Below are 16,224 nucleotides of genomic sequence, written 5' to 3' on the forward strand. Positions count from 1 at the left end.
GGAGAGGACCATCATGGACGATTGCATTTTCTGCAAGATCGCGGCGGGCGAGATTCCCGCGACCGTCGTGTACGAGGACGATGCCGTCATCGCCTTCGACGACCTCAATCCGCAGGCGCCGGTGCATACGCTGGTGATCCCCAAGGCCCATCACGCGCATATCGTCGACGGCGTTCCCGCCGAGACGCTTGCCGCCATGGTGCATGCGATTCAGGAGGTTGCGCGCATCAAGGGCCTCGACGAGGGCTTCCGCGTGATCGCCAACACCGGCGAGGCGGCCGGCCAGACGGTGCATCATTTCCATATGCACGTGCTGGGCGGAAAGCCGCTGGGCGAAAACCTCGTGTAGCGCATGTGGAGGCCACGGGTCCCGGCGCTGCGAGGCTGCGCTGAGAGGCGCTATAAGCAGGGCTTCTAGCAGGGGTTTTCCGTATACGATGATGATGGCAGGCCGTATGCGTCCGTTTGTGGAAAGACGGGCGTACGGCCTGATTCATATCGTATGATGAAAGACGGGTTGCAACGGCCCCGATTCGTTTTATTGAAGATAGGAGATACATGAACGTTCTGGTTATCAATGCCGGTAGCTCGAGCCTGAAGTACCAGCTGCTCAACACGAAGTCCGGCGAGGTGTTCGCCAAGGGCAACTGCGAGCGCATCGGCATCGAGGGCTCGTTCATCGGCCACGAGGAGATGGGCGTCAAGGGCAAGCTCGAGGTCGCCCTGCCCGATCACAAGACGGCTATCTCCCATGTGTTCGAGCTGCTGAAGACCGTCGACGCCCCGGTCGAGGGCATCGGCCATCGCGTGGTCCAGGGCGGTTGGTACTTCCCCGAGTCCGCCGTGGTCACCGATGAGACCCTGGCCCAGGTGCGCGAGGTGGCTCCGCTCGCCCCGCTGCACAACTACGCCGAGGCCGACGTTATCGAGATCTGCCGCGACATGTTCCCCGAGCTGGGCAACGTCATCGTGCCCGACACCGCGTTCCACTACAACATGCCCGAGCGCGCGTGGCGCTACGCCATCCCGCGCGACGTCGCTGCCCAGTACCATGTGCGCAAGTACGGCGCCCACGGCACCAGCCATCGTTTCATCTGGCGCTCCGTCAACGAGTTCCTGGGCGGCGAGGCTCACAAGGTCGTGAGCTGCCACCTGGGCTCCGGTGCATCCCTCTGCGCCATCGAGGATGGCAAATGCATGGATACGACCATGGGCCTCACCCCGCTCGACGGCCTCATCATGGGCACCCGCTGCGGCACCGTCGACCCCGCCACCGTCTTCTATCTCAACCGCGTGGCCAACATGAGCATCGATGATATCGATACCATGATGAACAAGAAGTCCGGCCTGCTGGCCGTCTCCGAGGTGTCCTCCGACTCCCGCGACGTGTGCGCCGGCGCCGCCAACGGCGACGAGCACTGCGCCATGGCGATCGAGATGTTCTGCTATCGCGCCTCGCAGCTCATCAGCGAGATGGCCGCTTCCATGCAGGGCTTCGATACCATGGTCTTCACCGCGGGTATCGGTGAGAACTCCGTCGACCTGCGCGCTGGCGTTTCCGAGCGCCTGGGTTGGCTTGGCGTCGAGATCGACCCCGAGCTCAACAAGATCCGCTCCGACGAGCCGCGCGTCATCTCCACGCCGGAGTCCAAGGTGCGCGTCCTGGTTGTTCCCACCAACGAGGAGCTTATGATCGCCCTCGACGTCGAGGCGCTGCTGGGCTAGCCCCAACTTATCAGGGAAACCGAAGCAACCCCTTTCGAGCATGTCTCGAGAGGGGTTGCTTTCATATAGGGCGACGATGCGGCTGTCGTAAGCGGCTCGGCTCGGTGCATATCGGTGGGTTGTTCGCGCACCGGTATGCGCGGGCGGGCTATTTGACGGTGAGCACGGGAATCTCGGCGGTGCGCAGCACGCCGTAGCTCACGCTGCCCAGCATGCCGCGCAGCGCGCCCAGGCCGCGACGGCCCATGACGATGAGGTCGCAGTCGTGCTCCGATGCGTAGGCGGAGATGCCGTCGACGGGGGAGGGGGAGAGCCGGGCCTCCACGACGAGCCGTGCGGCAAGATGGTTGGCGTCCTGCCCGAGGATCGCGTGAACGTTGTCGTGGAGCTCCTTATTGGAGCGCTCGGTCATGGCTGCCAGCATGGCTTCGTAATTCTGATAGTCCATGAAGGTATCGCTGATAACGGAGGGCGCTGCGAGCATGGAGGGCGGCATGATATCGCTCGAGACGACCATGACGACGTGGATGCAGGCGGCTGCGTCATCGCCCACCAGGTCGATGGCCGTATGCAGCGCGGAGCGCGCATGATCGGAATCGTCAAAGGGAACCAGGACGTTTTTGTACAGCATGAGAACCCCTTTCTCGTGAAGGATGCGGAATGCAACCATGCTCCTTAACGACTGTTGTACCCGCGCTCGCCCCGTCGTATCAGGGCACGTTGTTCGGCATCACGCGTTTTGGGGATGTGGCGGAACGCCTCGATTCGCGTCGGCGTATGTGGACGATGCCGGATGAGGGCTGCAAGCGTCTGTGAAATGAGAGCGGGCGCTACCGCGGTGTTTTCCCGCGCGGCGGGGCTCTATAGGAAAAGCCCGGCTTCGGACGTGCCGAAGCCGGGCTGGAGCGCGCTAGGTTACGCGAGTGGACGGGCGCCCCACCGTGCCTGCAAAGCGAGCAGCCGCTCGGGGGCGGTCCGTGTGAGGTGCGGTCGGATCGCTACTCGGCCATCTGGGCCTGGACGGCGGTGATGGCGACGACGCCCACGATGTCGTCGGCGGAGCAGCCACGGGACAGGTCGTTCACCGGCTTGGCGATGCCCTGCAGGATGGGGCCGTAGGCCTCGGCGCCGCCGAAGCGCTGGACCAGCTTGTAGCCGATGTTGCCGGTCTCGAGGTTGGGGAAGACCAGGACGTTGGCGTGGCCGGCGACCTTGGACTCGGGTGCCTTCAGCTCGGCGACGGACGGAACGATGGCGGCATCGAGCTGCAGGTCGCCGTCGATGGCGAGCTCGGGTGCCTTCTCCTTGGCGAACGCGGTGGCCTCCTGGACCTTCTTGGCGGTATCGCCGCCGGCGGAACCCATGGTGGAGTAGGAGAGCATGGCGACCTTGGGCTCGATGTCGCCCATGAAGGTCTTGAAGGAGTTGGCCGAGGCGATGGCGATCTCGGAGAGCTCGTCGGAGGTGGGGGCGATGTTCAGGCCGCAGTCGGCGAAGACCAGGGTGCCGTCGGCGCCGAACTCGGGCGTCTTGGTGCACATGATCATGAAGGCCGAGACCAGCCTGGTGCCGGGGGCGGTCTTCAGGATCTGCAGCGCCGGACGCAGGGTGTCGGCGGTGGAATGGCAGGCGCCGGACACCAGGCCGTCGGCGTCGCCCATCTTGACCATCATGGTGCCGAAGTAGGTGGCGTCCATGACCTGGGCGCGGGCCTGCTCGATGGTCACGCCCTTCTTGGCGCGGAGCTCGGCGAACTTCTGCGCGTACTCCTCGTGCTTCTCGGCATTTCGAGGGTCGATGACGGTGGCGCCGGGGACGTCGATCTCGTCCGGGTTGCCCAGGATGACCAGGTTGGCCAGGTCCTCGGCCACGATCTTCTTGGCGGCCTCGATGGTGCGCGGGTCCTCGCCCTCGGGCAAGACGATGGTCTTCTTGTTAGCCTTGGCAGCATCTTTCATACGGGTAAGGAAGTCGCTCATGATTCTCCTTGGACTCTCGTCGCTCCCGTGTCCAGTTGACGCGCGGTATGGCGGCCGGGCTTCTAACCAGCTGGTTTGCTGGCGCATGCGGCCGTGATTCCTTACATCGAGCTTGGGCATGTTGAGCTTTCTTGTGTGACATTGCTTATTATACGGCGCTGAGCGCTATAATCGCTGTGACAATAGGCACGACTGTGCCCATCATCTACCAAAGTGCCCGCTGGTGTATCCGGCCGGCCTGTTCAAGGAGTATCGATGCAGATCGCTTCTGGTCTTCCGACTGGTTTTAACCCGCACGATTACGACATGATCGTCGTAGGCGCCGGCTATGCGGGCGCCGTGTGCGCTCGCCGCCTCGCCGAGACCGTTGGTTTCCGCGTGGCCGTGCTGGAGCGTCGCGAGCATATCGCGGGCAACGCCTACGATTACTACGATGAGGCCGGTGTTCTTGTTCACATGTACGGCCCGCACATCTACCATACCTTCAACGAGCGCGTGCACGAGTTCCTCTCGCGTTTCACCGAGTGGACGGACTACCAGCACAAGGTGCTGGCCAACGTTCACGGCACCCTCATGCCCGTGCCCTTCAACCACCAGAGCCTGCTGCTCGCCTTCGGCGAGGAGCGCGGCGAGGAGCTCTATCGCAAGCTCGTGGATACCTTCGGCGAGAACAAGAAGGTGCCCATCATGGAGCTGCGCGAGAAGAACGACCCGGACCTGCAGGAGGTCGCGGATTATGTGTACGAGAACGTCTTCCTGCACTACACGATGAAGCAGTGGGGCCAGACCCCCGACCAGATCGACCCGTCCGTGACCGGCCGTGTTCCCGTCTTCGTTGGCGATGACGACCGCTACTTCCCGCAGGCCCCCTTCCAGGGTATGCCCAAGGAGGGCTACACCGCCCTGTTCGAGAACATGCTCGAGCACGACCTCATCGATGTCTTCTGCAACGTGGACGCCCGCGACCTGCTGACCATCGACGACGGCCGCGTCCTGGTGAACGGCGAGGTCTATGGCGGCGAGGTCGTGTACACCGGTCCGCTCGACGAGCTGTTCAACCTGGATATGGGCGATCTGCCGTACCGCTCGCTCGACATGAAGTTCGAGACCCTGGATATGGACCAGTTCCAGCCCGTGGGCACCGTCAACTACACGGTGAGCGAGGATTACACCCGCATCACCGAGTTCAAGAACATGACCGGTCAGGTGCTTCCCGGCAAGACGACCATCATGAAGGAGTACAGCCACGCCTACGTGCCCAACAGCGGTCAGACGCCATACTACGCGATCATCGATCCCGATAACCGCAAACTGTACGAGCGCTACCTCGAGCGCGTTGCCAGCGTGACCAACTTCCACCCCGTCGGCCGCCTCGCCGAGTATCGCTACTACGATATGGATGCCGTGACCTATTCCGCCCTCGAGCTTTCCGACGAGATCATTTCCTGCCATGCATAACGACACCTCCACTTGTTCGGCCGGGGCTCACAAGGTCGTGAGCTTCGGCATCCCAAGCTATAACGCCGCCGCCGACATCGATCGGTGCGTCACGTCGATTCTCGAGGGAAGCGATTACGCTTCCGATATCGAGATCATCATCGTGGACGACGGCTCGCATGACGAGACCCCCCAGAAGGCCGACGACTGGGAGGCGCGCTATCCCGGTATCGTGCGCGCCATCCATCAGGAAAACGGCGGTCATGGCATGGCGGTGCTGGCGGGCCTCGATGCCGCCACCGGCACGTATTACAAGGTGGTCGACTCCGACGACTGGCTCGATGCGGATGCCCTCGCCACCATGCTCTCGATCCTGCGCGGCTTCGAGGAGCGCGACATGCGCGTCGACCTGTTCATCTCGAACTATGTGTACGAGAAGGTCTACGAGGGCACGCGTACGGCGATCAACTACCGTTCCGCCCTGCCGCGCAAGCGCGTGTTTGGCTGGGACGAGATCGGTCGCTTCCTTCCGAGCCAGAACCTGCTCATGCATAGCCTGTGCTACCGTCGCGACGTGCTGCTGGAGGCTCACCTGCCCATGCCGGCGCATACGTTCTACGTGGATAACATCTACGCGTACGTACCCCTGCCGCGCTGCAAGACCATGTATTACGCAGACATCGACCTCTATCGCTACTTCATTGGCCGCGAGGGCCAGAGCGTGAACGAGGCTACGATGGTGAAGCGCTTGGACCAGCAGTTCCGTATCACGCGCATCATGATGAATTCATTCCGCCTGTACGAGGATGTGGCCCAGCCGCGCCTCCGTACCTACATGATGGGCTACTTCACCATGATGATGGCCATCTGCTCGGTGTTCTCGAAGCTCTCCGACGATCCGGAGGCCCCTAAGAACCTCGAGGACCTGTGGGCTGAGCTCAAGGCCTACGATGAGCGGATGTACCGCCATGCCCGCTACGGCGTGATCGGCATCGGAACCAACCTGCCGTCGCAGCTGGGCGAGAAGACGACGATCGGCTTGTATCACCTGGCTGGAAAGATCTTCAAGTTCAACTAGGTCCGCTTGCTTCGATCCGTCGAATTCCTGTAGGGAAATGAAGGCGCCGCGACTCGTTTGGGGTCGCGGCGCCATTTTTGATAGGGGTGCGCAGGCGCGCGGGTCCGCTGCCGGGATGCCGACTCATCGCGCCGGCGTGTACCGGCTGCCGCGCCCGTTCAGCTCGCGACGGCAGTTTGGCGTGCCTAGGGCAGCGATGTGAAATGCCCTAAGATGCCGACGAGCATCACGATCGCTACGGCGAGTATGCCCACGGCTGCAAGCAGTTCGGGCTTGCTGAATGCGCGCTCCTTCTGCTCGCGGCTGGACATGACGTAGAACGCTATGCCCGGGACATAGGCGATGCAGCAGAGCATGAGGAGCTCGACTCCGGCCACCACTACGGCCACCACGAGGAAGATGCAGGTGAAAAGGGCTACGAGAAGGTCGGGAACGGTGATACCGCGCCGTTCCCGGCTCGCTTTCGTCCAGCCCAGCTTGACCATGTAGGCGGCGGCGAGCGTCCAGCTGATGGCGATCGAGGCCGTGCAGAGCGAGTACGCGAACTGATACGCCTCCTGCGAGAACAACATGATGATCGAGAGTATCTGGATCATGGCTCCCGTGGTAAACAGACAGGCGGTCGGCGCGCTGTACGTGTTGAGGTGCGAGAAGAACCCGGGGAGGAGCTTCATCTGCGCCATGCCGCACATGGCTTCGGCGGACAGGATGGTGAAGCTGAGCCATGCGCCCAGGATCGAGATGATGAGGCCGCCCGAGATGAAGGCGCCGCCCCACGGCCCAACCACGCTCTCGAAGATATAGGGCATCGATGGCGCCCCGATGGTCATGAGCTCTTCACGGGTGAGATAGCCGTAGGGAAGGATGGAGGCGGCAACGTAGATGATGACGAGCGCGGTGCAGCCGAGTATGGTGGCACGGCTGACATCGGATTTGCGTTCGGCGCGGTGCCCCAGGACGCTCGCGCCCTCCATGCCCACGAAGGTCCACATCATGACCATGAAGCAGTTGACGATCTGGGTGGAAAGCGGTCCGGGTGCCCTGATCGCGGTGCCGTCGATGGTCGCAACCGACTCGCCATACAGGTTGTTGGCGAGGTTCCCCCAAAAATCTGCCGTGAACACGTCGAAGCTGAAGACGAACAGCATCGCCGCGATGAACGCGAAGATGGGCACGAGCTTGCACACCATGACGATGGCGTTGAGCACGCTGGCCTTCTCGACGCCGCGGTTGACCAGCAAGACCATAAGCCAGTTGACCACGGAGATGAGCGCGATGCCCGGTATGCCGAGCTGTCCGGCGAACGGAGGATAGAAGTAGCCGATGGCGCTGACTAACATGACGCCGAACGCGACGTTGCCGATCCAGATGGACAGCCAGTAGCCCCAGCCCGATACGAAGCCGATGAAGCGCCCAAAGCCGGCGCGCGCGTAGGCCACGACGCCATCGAGGTCGGGGGCGACGATGGAGAGGCGTCCGAGGGTGGTGGCAAGCCCCATGAAGCCGACGCCCGTGATGAGCCATGCGATGATGGCCGGTCCGGGCGCCGCTGCAGCCGAGATGTCGGTGGAGAGGGCGAAGACGCCCGAACCGATCGACGAGCTGATAACGAGGGCGATGAGCCCAAGGAGGTTGATGCCCTTCTTGCGCGGGGTTTCCGGGACGGTATCGGGGTGGTCGGGGACGTGAGACATGTCGTGCGTTCCTTTGGTTGCAGCGGATGGCCCGGCGAGCTATGGGGCGTCGGGACGTTTATGCAGCAATAAGGATAGCGCTATGCAACGGTGTCTTGATACGAGGGAAGGCCGAAAAGCCCCTCTGCGGTCGTGCAGCCCGCGCAGATGGCGGCTTCGAGTGCGCGCGTGGCGACGAGCCCCATCAGGTCGATGGGGTATGCGGCGCTTGCCGCTGCATCGAGCGCACCGCTCGCGAGCACGTAGATGGTGTCGCCGTCGTTGGAGGTGTGGGTGGGGCGAATGGTGTGCGCATACGCGTCAGCCGCCATCTGGGCTATCTTGGTTGCCTGCGCCTTGCTGAGCGTGGCGTTGGTGACGATGCACGAGATGGTGGTGTTCGTGCGGTCGAGCGGCATCGTCATCTGCGAGGCCATGGAGATCATGGCCTCCTCCATATCGAGGACCTCCATGCTGTCGCTTGCGGCGCGCATGCCCGCGATCGGCGCGAGCGTGGCGGGGTCCACGACGTTGCCCACGGCGTTCACAGCGCTTACGGCGCCCATCTGGAGCTCGCCAAGCTGGAACGCACGGGCTCCGAGGCCCGCTTTCATGGAGCGTTCGGGGCCGGCGAGCTTGCCTACCGTGGCGCCCGTGCCCGCGCCCACGGACCCTTCGGCGAGGGGGTCGGACGCGCTGCGGGAGAGCGCGTCGCGTACGGCGAGGATGCCGGATGCGCTGGACGGACGGACGTCGGAGCGTCCAAGGCCAAGGTCGAACAGGCAGCTGGAGCATACGATGGGCACGCGGCCGACGCCCACATCGAGGCCGATGCCGTGCTCTTCCAGTTCGCGTGCGGCGCCGCTCGCCGCTTCCAGGCCGTATGCGGATCCGCCGGACAAGATCACGGCATGCACCTGCTCGACCGTATTCTCGGGGCGCAGGAGATCGGTCTCGCGGCTCGCGGGTGCGGCGCCGCGTACGTCGACGCCGCCCGTCGCGCCCTCGCGGGCTACGATCGCGGTGCAGCCCGTGGCGGCATCCAGATCGGTGTAGTGGCCGAACGAGAAGCCCGGGATACTCGTAATGGAAATAGGGGTAAGGGCCATGGCGCTCTCCTTGCGTGGGGATGCCCGTCACTGCACGATGAAGGCGGACGGGCCGAGGGTGTTTAGGTGCGGGATGTCACCGTATTCGGTTGCTAGAGCTCCTGCAGGGCTCGGGCGACGCGGGCGATGGGCAACCCCACCACGTTGTAGAAATCGCCGTCGATCTTTCGAACCAACATGCGTCCGCCCGCACCCTGGATACCGTAGGCGCCCGCCTTGTCCATGGGCTCACCGCTGGCGATGTACGCGTCGATCGCGTCGTCGGAAAGGTCGTAGAAGGTGACGTCGGTCACATCGACGAACGAGGCGGCCGTGTCGTCGCGCAGCAGGGCGACGCCCGTCGCCACCTGGTGCGTCGCTCCGGACAGGGCGCGCAGCATGCGGCGGGCGTCATCGGCGTCGGCGGGTTTGCCCAGCAGCTCGCCATCAAGGGCCACGATGGTATCGGCGGCGATCACGATTTCGCCGGGTTTGGCATGCGTTCGCGCCACGGCTGCGGCCTTTGCTTTCGCCAGGCGCTCGACGAGCTCGAACGGGCCCTCGCCGGCGCGCGCGGACTCGTCGATATCGGCGGGGATGATGCGCGCATCCAGCCCGGCCTCGCTCATGAGCTCGATGCGGCGGGGCGATTGGGATGCCAAGATCATGGGCGTCTCCTTACCTGCGCGCTGCGCCACCGCACCGCGCTGTCTTCATTGCATAGAGGGCAAAACGCCCCGTTCGGCATGCGACCGAGCGGGGCGAGCGGGCGAGCGGATTAGAGCTGGATACCCTCGCGGACCTTCTGGACGGCGACGTCGCCGGCGATATCCTCGAGCACCGCGAGCGCGAAGGGAAGTGCCTGCCCCATGGCGCTTGCGGTGATGATGTTGCCGTCGCGGACGACCATCTTCTCGCCAGCGAAGGAGCCTGCGGGGAAATCGACGTCGAATCCGGGGAAGCACGTGGCGCGATGGCCCTCGAGCAGGCCGAGTTCGGCCAGGATGGACGGGGCGGCGCAGATGGCGGCGACATGCTTGCCGGCGGCGAACTCGCGCACCAGCTCGCAGACGCGCTCATCGCGTCGCAGATGGGTCGTGCCGGGCATGCCGCCGGGCAGCACCACGTAGTCGTACTCGGAGAAGTCCACGTCGTCGAAGACCTCGTCGCAGGTGACGCTTACCTGCTGGGCGCTCACCACGTCGCGCGTATCCATGATGGAGACGAGGGTGGCGCGCACGCCTCCTCGGCGCAGGATATCCAGGATGGTGAGGCATTCGATGGTTTCAAATCCATCGGCGGCAAGGATGGCGACGGCGGACATGGCGCTCCTTTCGTACGGGGCTCTTGAGAATCAGCTGCGTTATACCCAAAACTCCTGGGTGCCGCGGGCGTTTCTCGATGATTTTTTCTGTTCGCGCGGCGCGGGCTTAAGCGCGGTGCGAAGCGGAGCGCGTAAGGTGGACGACGGTCTCGCAATGATATGTCTGCGGGAACAGGTCGACCGGCGTGGCGCTTACGGGGACGAAGGTGCCTTCGTCTGCAAAGCGGCGCAGGTCGCGCGCGAGGGTGGCGGGGTCGCAGGAAACGTAGGCCACATCGCGTGCGGAGGTGGAGGCGATGAGGTCGATCGCCTCGGCGGCGAGGCCCGCGCGCGGCGGATCGACCACGAGCACGTCGGCGTCCTCGTCCGGGAATTCGCGGACGGCGTCGCCGCCGATCACGTCGACGTTGTCGAGGTGCGCGATCTCGAGGTTGCGGCGCAGGTCGCGTACGGCGGGACCGTAGGCCTCGACGGCGGCGACGTATTCGCAGCGGCGGGCGAGCGGCAGGGTGAAGGTGCCGGCTCCGCAGTACAGGTCGATGGCCACCTCGTGCTCCTGCGGCTGCAGGGCTTCGAGGACGAGCTCGAGGAGGATTTCGGCGGCGGCGGTGTTCACCTGGAAGAACGACGGCGCGGACAGGCGCATCTCCTCGCGGCCGATCCGCTCCGTCCACGAGCCCTCGCCCAGCAGGGATTCGACGCCGGCGATCTTGCGCGCGCGGCGGTCTCCCTTGGACATCACGCGTACCACGCTGGTGGGGTTGAGCGAATCGGCCAGAACGCGCGATACCTGACCGCGCGGGAAGCCGCCCGTGGGCGTCCAGAGCGCGATTTCGAGCGCCTTCGTGCGGCGCGATGCGCGGATGCCGACGCGCTCGAGTTCGAGGTCGCGCGAGTTGCCAAGATAGCCGAGGGCGCCCGCGACACCCTTGAGGGCTTTGGGGAACTTCTTGTCGAACAGGGGGCACGCGTCCACCCGAATCACGTCGTCGGGATTGCGACCGTGCATGCCGAGGAAGAACTTGCCGTTGCGGTGCACGGGCGCGAGCTCGATCTTATTGCGGTAGCCCCATGCATCCTTGGCGTGGCGAATGGGCTTCACGAGCTCGTCGACCTCTTCGGGGGTGAAGCGGCCGATGCGCGAGAGCGTGGAGCGAAGGTTGTCTTCTTTGGCGGCGAGCTGCGCGTCGCGCCTCATGGCGGCCCAAGGGCAGCCGCCGCAGACGCCGGCATACGGGCAGGCGGGTTCCGTGCGGGAGGGCGAGGGCTCAAGCACCTCGTCGCAGATCGCCCGCGCGAACGAAGCCCCCTCCTCAACGATACGGGCCTCGACAACATCGCCGGTTATGCCCCCGGAGACGAAGACCGCCTTGCCGTCTTCCTTGCGGGCGAGGCCGTCGGGTCCGTAGGTCATGGCCGTGATGGTGAGCTGCATGGGGCGTCCTTTTCATAGGTTGATGGTTCGATTACAGCAGCATAGCGCAACGCCCGCCCCCATGTGCGGGCGGGCGTTGCGGAGGTATCGATGCTCGTAAAGAGAACGCAAGCGGGGCTAGCGCTTCTTGGGGGCGATGAGCGTCTTGATGCCGAGGGAGAACAGCGCGAGGGCGGTTTTGACGCGTCCCTGGCGCGGAAGCGCCAGCACGGTTCCGGGGGCATCGCCGCGGCGCGCCTTCGGGTCGTGCGCGGGCTCGCGCTCGATGATGCGGGGCACGACCGGTTGGGCGTCTGGAGCGGCTTCGTCTGATGGTGCCGGAACGGGTGCGGATGCCGGCGACGGAGCGGGCGCGGGGGCCGTGGCGGAAGGTGCCGCTGCGGCTGCCGGGGTTGCGGCGGAAGGGACGGGGGAGGCGGCGGGCTTCGCCGCGGGCTGCGGGGCGACGGCCGTCGCGGCGGCCGCGTTGAACACGGCGTCGGCGCCGGTGTGCGCGGCGCGCGGGCCGGCGGGTTTATGGGCAACGGCCGCGGCGTCGCGGTAGGCCTCGGCGAGCAGGTACTCCTGGGAGTTGAACGGCTCTTCCCCCTGGGCGGCCGAGATGTGCGCCCAGGCGCCGTCGGGGGTGAGCTCGCGCGCCTTGACGTTGTCTGCGAGCTGGGCGGCCATGTAGCCGCGCACGGCGGCGCGGACGCGCTCGTCCAGCAGCGGGTAGGCGATCTCGACGCGATGCTCGGTGTTGCGCGTCATCATGTCGGCCGACGACAGGTAGATGGTGTCGGCGTGCTCGCCGAACGCGTAGACGCGCGCATGTTCGAGGAAGCGACCCACGATGGAGCGGATATGGACGTTCTCGGTCTTGCCCTCGATACCGGGCAGCAGGCACGAGATGCCGCGGATGATCATCTCGACGCGCACGCCCGCCTGGCTCGCCTCCGAGATCTTGTCGATGACCTCGCGATCGGTGAGGGAGTTGAGCTTGAAGAACACGCGGGCCGGTTCGCCGGCGCGGGCGCGCTCGATCTCGCGGTTGAGTCCCGTCATGATGAGGGGCTTGAGCCCGGCGGGCGCCACGCCCAGGAAACGGTAGTCGCCGTTGAGGTTGCCCAGGGCGAGGTTCTGGAAGAACGCGTTGGCGTCCTCGCCGATGCCGGGATGCGCGGTCATGAGCATGAAGTCCGAATACAGGCGCGCCGTCTTCTCGTTGAAGTTGCCGGTTCCCAGCAGCGTGATGCGCTCGATGGCCATCCCGGTGCGGTAGGTGATCTGGCAGATCTTGGAGTGGCATTTAAAGCCCTCGGATCCGTAGATGACGGTGCAGCCGGCCTCCTCGAGGCGCTCGGCCCAGGCGATGTTGTTGGCTTCGTCGAACCGCGCGCGAAGCTCCATGAGCACCGTGACCTCCTTGCCGTTCTCGGCGGCGGAGATGAGCGACTCGCACAGGCGCGACTGCTTGGCTACGCGGTAGAGGGTGATGCGGATCGAGATGCACTCCTCGTCGTTGGCGGCCTGGTGCACGAGGTCGAGCAGGGGGTTCATGGATTCATAGGGGTAGAACAGCAGCTTGTCGCCCTCGAGGACCTGGTCGCGCAGGGCGCGATCGGGGTCGATGGCCGGATCGGGCTGGGGCGTGAAGGGCTTGAAGAGCAGGTCGGCGCGCTCGGACTCGGGAATGTGGCCCTCGATGCCGAATACGAACCCGGGGTCGAGGGGGAAGTCGAGCGGGTAGACCGCGTACGACGGAAGCTCGAGCGCCGTGCGGATGAGCTTGAGCGTGGGGCGCGCCAGCTCGCCGCGGACCGTGAGGCAGACCGGCTGGAGGCGAAGGCGCTTCTTGAGGATGCGCTTCATATGCTGGCGGTAGTCCTCGTCCTCCTCGACGCCCTCGCCGTCGGGGTCGATGTCGGCGTTGCGGATGACGCGGATGACGGCGCGGTCCTGCGGCTCGTACATGCCGAAGCAGGTGTTCATGCACGCGAGGATCATATCTTCGAGCAGGATGTAGCGGTATGAGCCGTCCACGGAGGGCAGGCTCACCACGCGCGGCAGGGAAGCGGGAACCTCGATGAGGCCCACCAGCCCGGATTCGTTCGCGCCCTCGAGCGAGCACACGAGGTAGAGCGCCTCGTTGCGCAGGTTGGGGAACGGGTGGCGCGGATCTATGACGAGCGGGGAGATGATAGGGGATACATAGGCGTGGAAATAGCCCTCTACGAAGGTGCGGTCCTCGCCCGACAGCGTGGAGGCGTCAAGCCGGGTGACGCCGTGTTCGGACAGCTGGGCCTCGAGGTCGTTGAACGCCGTGCCGGCGCGCTGGAGCAGCGGCGGCAGCGTCGACGAGATGCGCGCGATCTGCTCGGCCGGCGTGAGGTTGCTCTTGTTGTCGACGGGCTGGCGCTTGAGCGTGGCGAGGTCGGATAGGCCGCCTACGCGGACCATGAAGAACTCGTCGAGGTTGCTGCAGAAGATCGAGACGAACTTCAGGCGTTCGAAGAGCGGGACCGCGGGGTCGAAGGCCTCGTCGAGGACGCGGTTGTCGAACTTCAGCCAGGAGAGCTCGCGATTTTGCGTATAGGAATAATCGTGGCGATCGCAGGCCGACGACGATTTCATCACCTTGTTAGACTTCTTTCCGTTTTTTGGTGACATGCGGCATGCTCCTTCGCGCTGGAAATGAGACTGAATTATCCAACACTATATATAATTGCTAGAAAACCGCTGAAGAGTCGAGGTATCGAAAGCTTTATCAATCCCTTACGAATCGCAAGCGGCGCGATATTTCATCCGAACGGTACCTCATGGCCCGTAAACGGTGCATTTTGCCATATGGGTGCATAAAATAAGCTACCTAATGAATATATATATCGATGTTTCAAGAGGGTGCGCGTATTGCAAATATATGCAACGAACGCCAAAACCTATCCATATCTATACGGCTGTTCTGTAAAGGATCTCTAACATCATGAGCGGCAACTTCATGATTTCCGCACGTAAAACGCTTTAATAAGCGGGAGTGCTCAACTCGTAATACGTCGGAAATATACCGTTCCCATCCACTTTGATACCGCTTACGGTTCTGGGTGACAAGTCGCTCGAAATTGGATATAACCATAGTTGTCCGTAAGGAGGCCCGGCGAGCCGGGTCCACACGTGAATCAAGGGTCCTCGAAACCGCGGGACCCTCGGAAGAAAGGTAGGAGGCACATGACGAAAGGTCTGCACGTACCGAGCGAAATTGGCCAGCTGAAGAAGGTTTGCCTGCATCGCCCCGGTGAGGAGCTCCTGAATCTGCCGCCGTTCGAGCTCGAGCGTCTGCTGTTCGACGACGTTCCGTTCCTCGAGGTCGCTCAGGAGGAGCATGACACCTTTGCTCAGATCCTGCGCGATCAGGGTGTCGAGGTTCTCTATCTCGAGAAGCTCGTTGCCGAGGTCTTCGACCTGAACCCCGATGCACGCCAGGAGTTCCTGGATCAGTACATCGCCGAGGCCGGCATCAAGGGCAGGGAGATGCCCAAGGTCGTCCGCGAGAAGCTCGATTCCATCAAGGACAACCTCGAGTTCGTCCAGAAGACGATGGCCGGTCTCACCAAGGCCGAGATCGAGATGCCGCTCGTGAGCTCCACCACGCTTGACTCCCTGGTCAACACCGAGTCCGAGTCCGATCTCATCATCGACCCGATGCCCAACCTGTACTTCACCCGCGACCCGTTCGCGGTCGTCGGCAACGGCGTCTGCCTGAACCGTATGTACTCCGTCACCCGCAACCGCGAGACCCTGTACGGCAAGTACATCTTCAAGTATCACCCGGATTACAAGGACGTGTCCCTGTACTTCCGTCGCGATGCCGCTTACCACACCGAGGGTGGCGACGTCCTCAACATCAACGAGCACACCCTGGCCGTGGGCATCTCCCAGCGCACCCAGGCTGCCGCTATCGACGTCATGGCCCAGAACATCTTCTGGAACAGCGACTCTAAGGTCGATCGCATCCTCGCCTTCGACATCCCCAACAACCGCGCCATGATGCACCTCGACACCGTCTTCACCCAGATCGACGTGGATAAGTTCACCATCCACCCGGCGATCATGGGCACCCTCAAGGTGTACGAGCTCACCCCGGGCAAGAACCCCGGCGAGGTCAACATCAAGGAAATGGTCGACACGCTCGAGCACATCCTCGAGGATGCTACCGGCGTCGATCAGATCAAGCTGATCCCCTGCGGTGGCGGCGACCCGATCGCTGCTGCTCGCGAGCAGTGGAACGACGGCTCCAACACGCTGGCCGTCGCCCCCGGCAAGATCTGCGTCTATGCCCGCAACACCGTCACCAACGACGTGCTCTACAAGGAGGGCCTGGATCTCCTGGTCGTTCCCTCCGCCGAGCTCTCCCGTGGTCGTGGCGGCCCGCGCTGCATGAGCATGCCCTTCTGGCGTGAGGACCTCTAAGATCTTATGAATTTGACGGCGCATCGGTCGTGATGCGCC

13 protein-coding genes are annotated in these 16,224 nt (G+C 63.9%); 5 read left to right on the top strand and 8 right to left on the bottom strand.

The features are described 5' to 3' along the window. Nucleotides 1-13 precede the first annotated feature (13 nt). On the top strand, nucleotides 14-349 hold the full coding sequence (locus tag E4J93_RS03365) for an HIT domain-containing protein (RefSeq protein ID WP_147588065.1): 336 nt from the start codon (nucleotides 14-16) through the stop codon (nucleotides 347-349). 209 nt (nucleotides 350-558) lie between these two features. Beyond that, nucleotides 559-1,725: an acetate/propionate family kinase gene (locus E4J93_RS03370; protein WP_147588066.1), complete on the top strand. Its 1,167-nt coding sequence runs from the start codon at nucleotides 559-561 to the stop codon at nucleotides 1,723-1,725. A gap of 148 nt (nucleotides 1,726-1,873) precedes the next feature. Here the strand turns inward: E4J93_RS03370 and E4J93_RS03375 are convergent, their stop codons facing one another. Together E4J93_RS03375 and pta are read right to left on the bottom strand one after the other, a co-directional pair. Beyond that, complete coding sequence (locus E4J93_RS03375) at nucleotides 1,874-2,356, bottom strand: universal stress protein (protein WP_147588067.1); 483 nt, start codon at nucleotides 2,354-2,356, stop codon at nucleotides 1,874-1,876. A 367-nt stretch (nucleotides 2,357-2,723) separates the two neighbouring features. Then, a complete protein-coding gene (gene pta / locus E4J93_RS03380) occupies nucleotides 2,724-3,704 on the bottom strand; it encodes a phosphate acetyltransferase (RefSeq protein ID WP_147588068.1) in 981 nt (326 codons plus the stop codon). Between the two features lie 255 nt (nucleotides 3,705-3,959). On the opposite strand from pta, the gene glf reads away from it, so the two are divergent. Together glf and E4J93_RS03390 are read left to right on the top strand one after the other, a co-directional pair. After that, nucleotides 3,960-5,162, top strand: coding sequence for a UDP-galactopyranose mutase (gene glf / locus E4J93_RS03385; RefSeq protein ID WP_147588069.1), 1,203 nt, complete (start codon nucleotides 3,960-3,962; stop codon nucleotides 5,160-5,162). Then, nucleotides 5,155-6,219 (top strand): glycosyltransferase family 2 protein, encoded by a 1,065-nt coding sequence (locus E4J93_RS03390; protein WP_147588070.1) that lies wholly within the window; start codon nucleotides 5,155-5,157, stop codon nucleotides 6,217-6,219. The genes glf and E4J93_RS03390 overlap by 8 nt, the downstream gene beginning before the upstream one ends. Before the next feature lie 185 nt (nucleotides 6,220-6,404). On the opposite strand, the gene E4J93_RS03395 is transcribed toward E4J93_RS03390, so the two are convergent. The 6 genes from E4J93_RS03395 to ppk1 all read right to left on the bottom strand — a co-directional run bounded on the left by E4J93_RS03395 (nucleotide 6,405) and on the right by ppk1 (nucleotide 14,388). Continuing rightward, a complete protein-coding gene (locus E4J93_RS03395; protein WP_147588071.1) occupies nucleotides 6,405-7,913 on the bottom strand; it encodes a basic amino acid/polyamine antiporter in 1,509 nt (502 codons plus the stop codon). Between the two features lie 80 nt (nucleotides 7,914-7,993). After that, a complete protein-coding gene (locus tag E4J93_RS03400) occupies nucleotides 7,994-9,001 on the bottom strand; it encodes a P1 family peptidase (protein WP_147588072.1) in 1,008 nt (335 codons plus the stop codon). A gap of 92 nt (nucleotides 9,002-9,093) precedes the next feature. Then, nucleotides 9,094-9,648 (bottom strand): nucleoside triphosphate pyrophosphatase, encoded by a 555-nt coding sequence (locus E4J93_RS03405; protein ID WP_147588073.1) that lies wholly within the window; start codon nucleotides 9,646-9,648, stop codon nucleotides 9,094-9,096. Nucleotides 9,649-9,758: 110 nt separating this feature from the next. Then, nucleotides 9,759-10,304: a DJ-1 family glyoxalase III gene (locus E4J93_RS03410; RefSeq protein ID WP_147588074.1), complete on the bottom strand. Its 546-nt coding sequence runs from the start codon at nucleotides 10,302-10,304 to the stop codon at nucleotides 9,759-9,761. 106 nt (nucleotides 10,305-10,410) lie between these two features. Then, a complete protein-coding gene (rlmD, locus tag E4J93_RS03415; RefSeq protein ID WP_147588075.1) occupies nucleotides 10,411-11,739 on the bottom strand; it encodes a 23S rRNA (uracil(1939)-C(5))-methyltransferase RlmD in 1,329 nt (442 codons plus the stop codon). A 117-nt stretch (nucleotides 11,740-11,856) separates the two neighbouring features. Further along, nucleotides 11,857-14,388, bottom strand: coding sequence for a polyphosphate kinase 1 (gene ppk1, locus E4J93_RS03420; RefSeq protein ID WP_255431895.1), 2,532 nt, complete (start codon nucleotides 14,386-14,388; stop codon nucleotides 11,857-11,859). Between the two features lie 555 nt (nucleotides 14,389-14,943). Here ppk1 and arcA point away from each other — a divergent pair. Further along, entirely contained in the window at nucleotides 14,944-16,185 is a 1,242-nt protein-coding gene (gene arcA, locus E4J93_RS03425; RefSeq protein ID WP_147588076.1) for an arginine deiminase, read from the top strand. The last annotated feature ends 39 nt before the right edge of the window (nucleotides 16,186-16,224 follow it).

Source organism: Collinsella sp. BA40 (assembly GCF_008014645.1).
Taxonomy (GTDB): domain Bacteria; phylum Actinomycetota; class Coriobacteriia; order Coriobacteriales; family Coriobacteriaceae; genus Collinsella.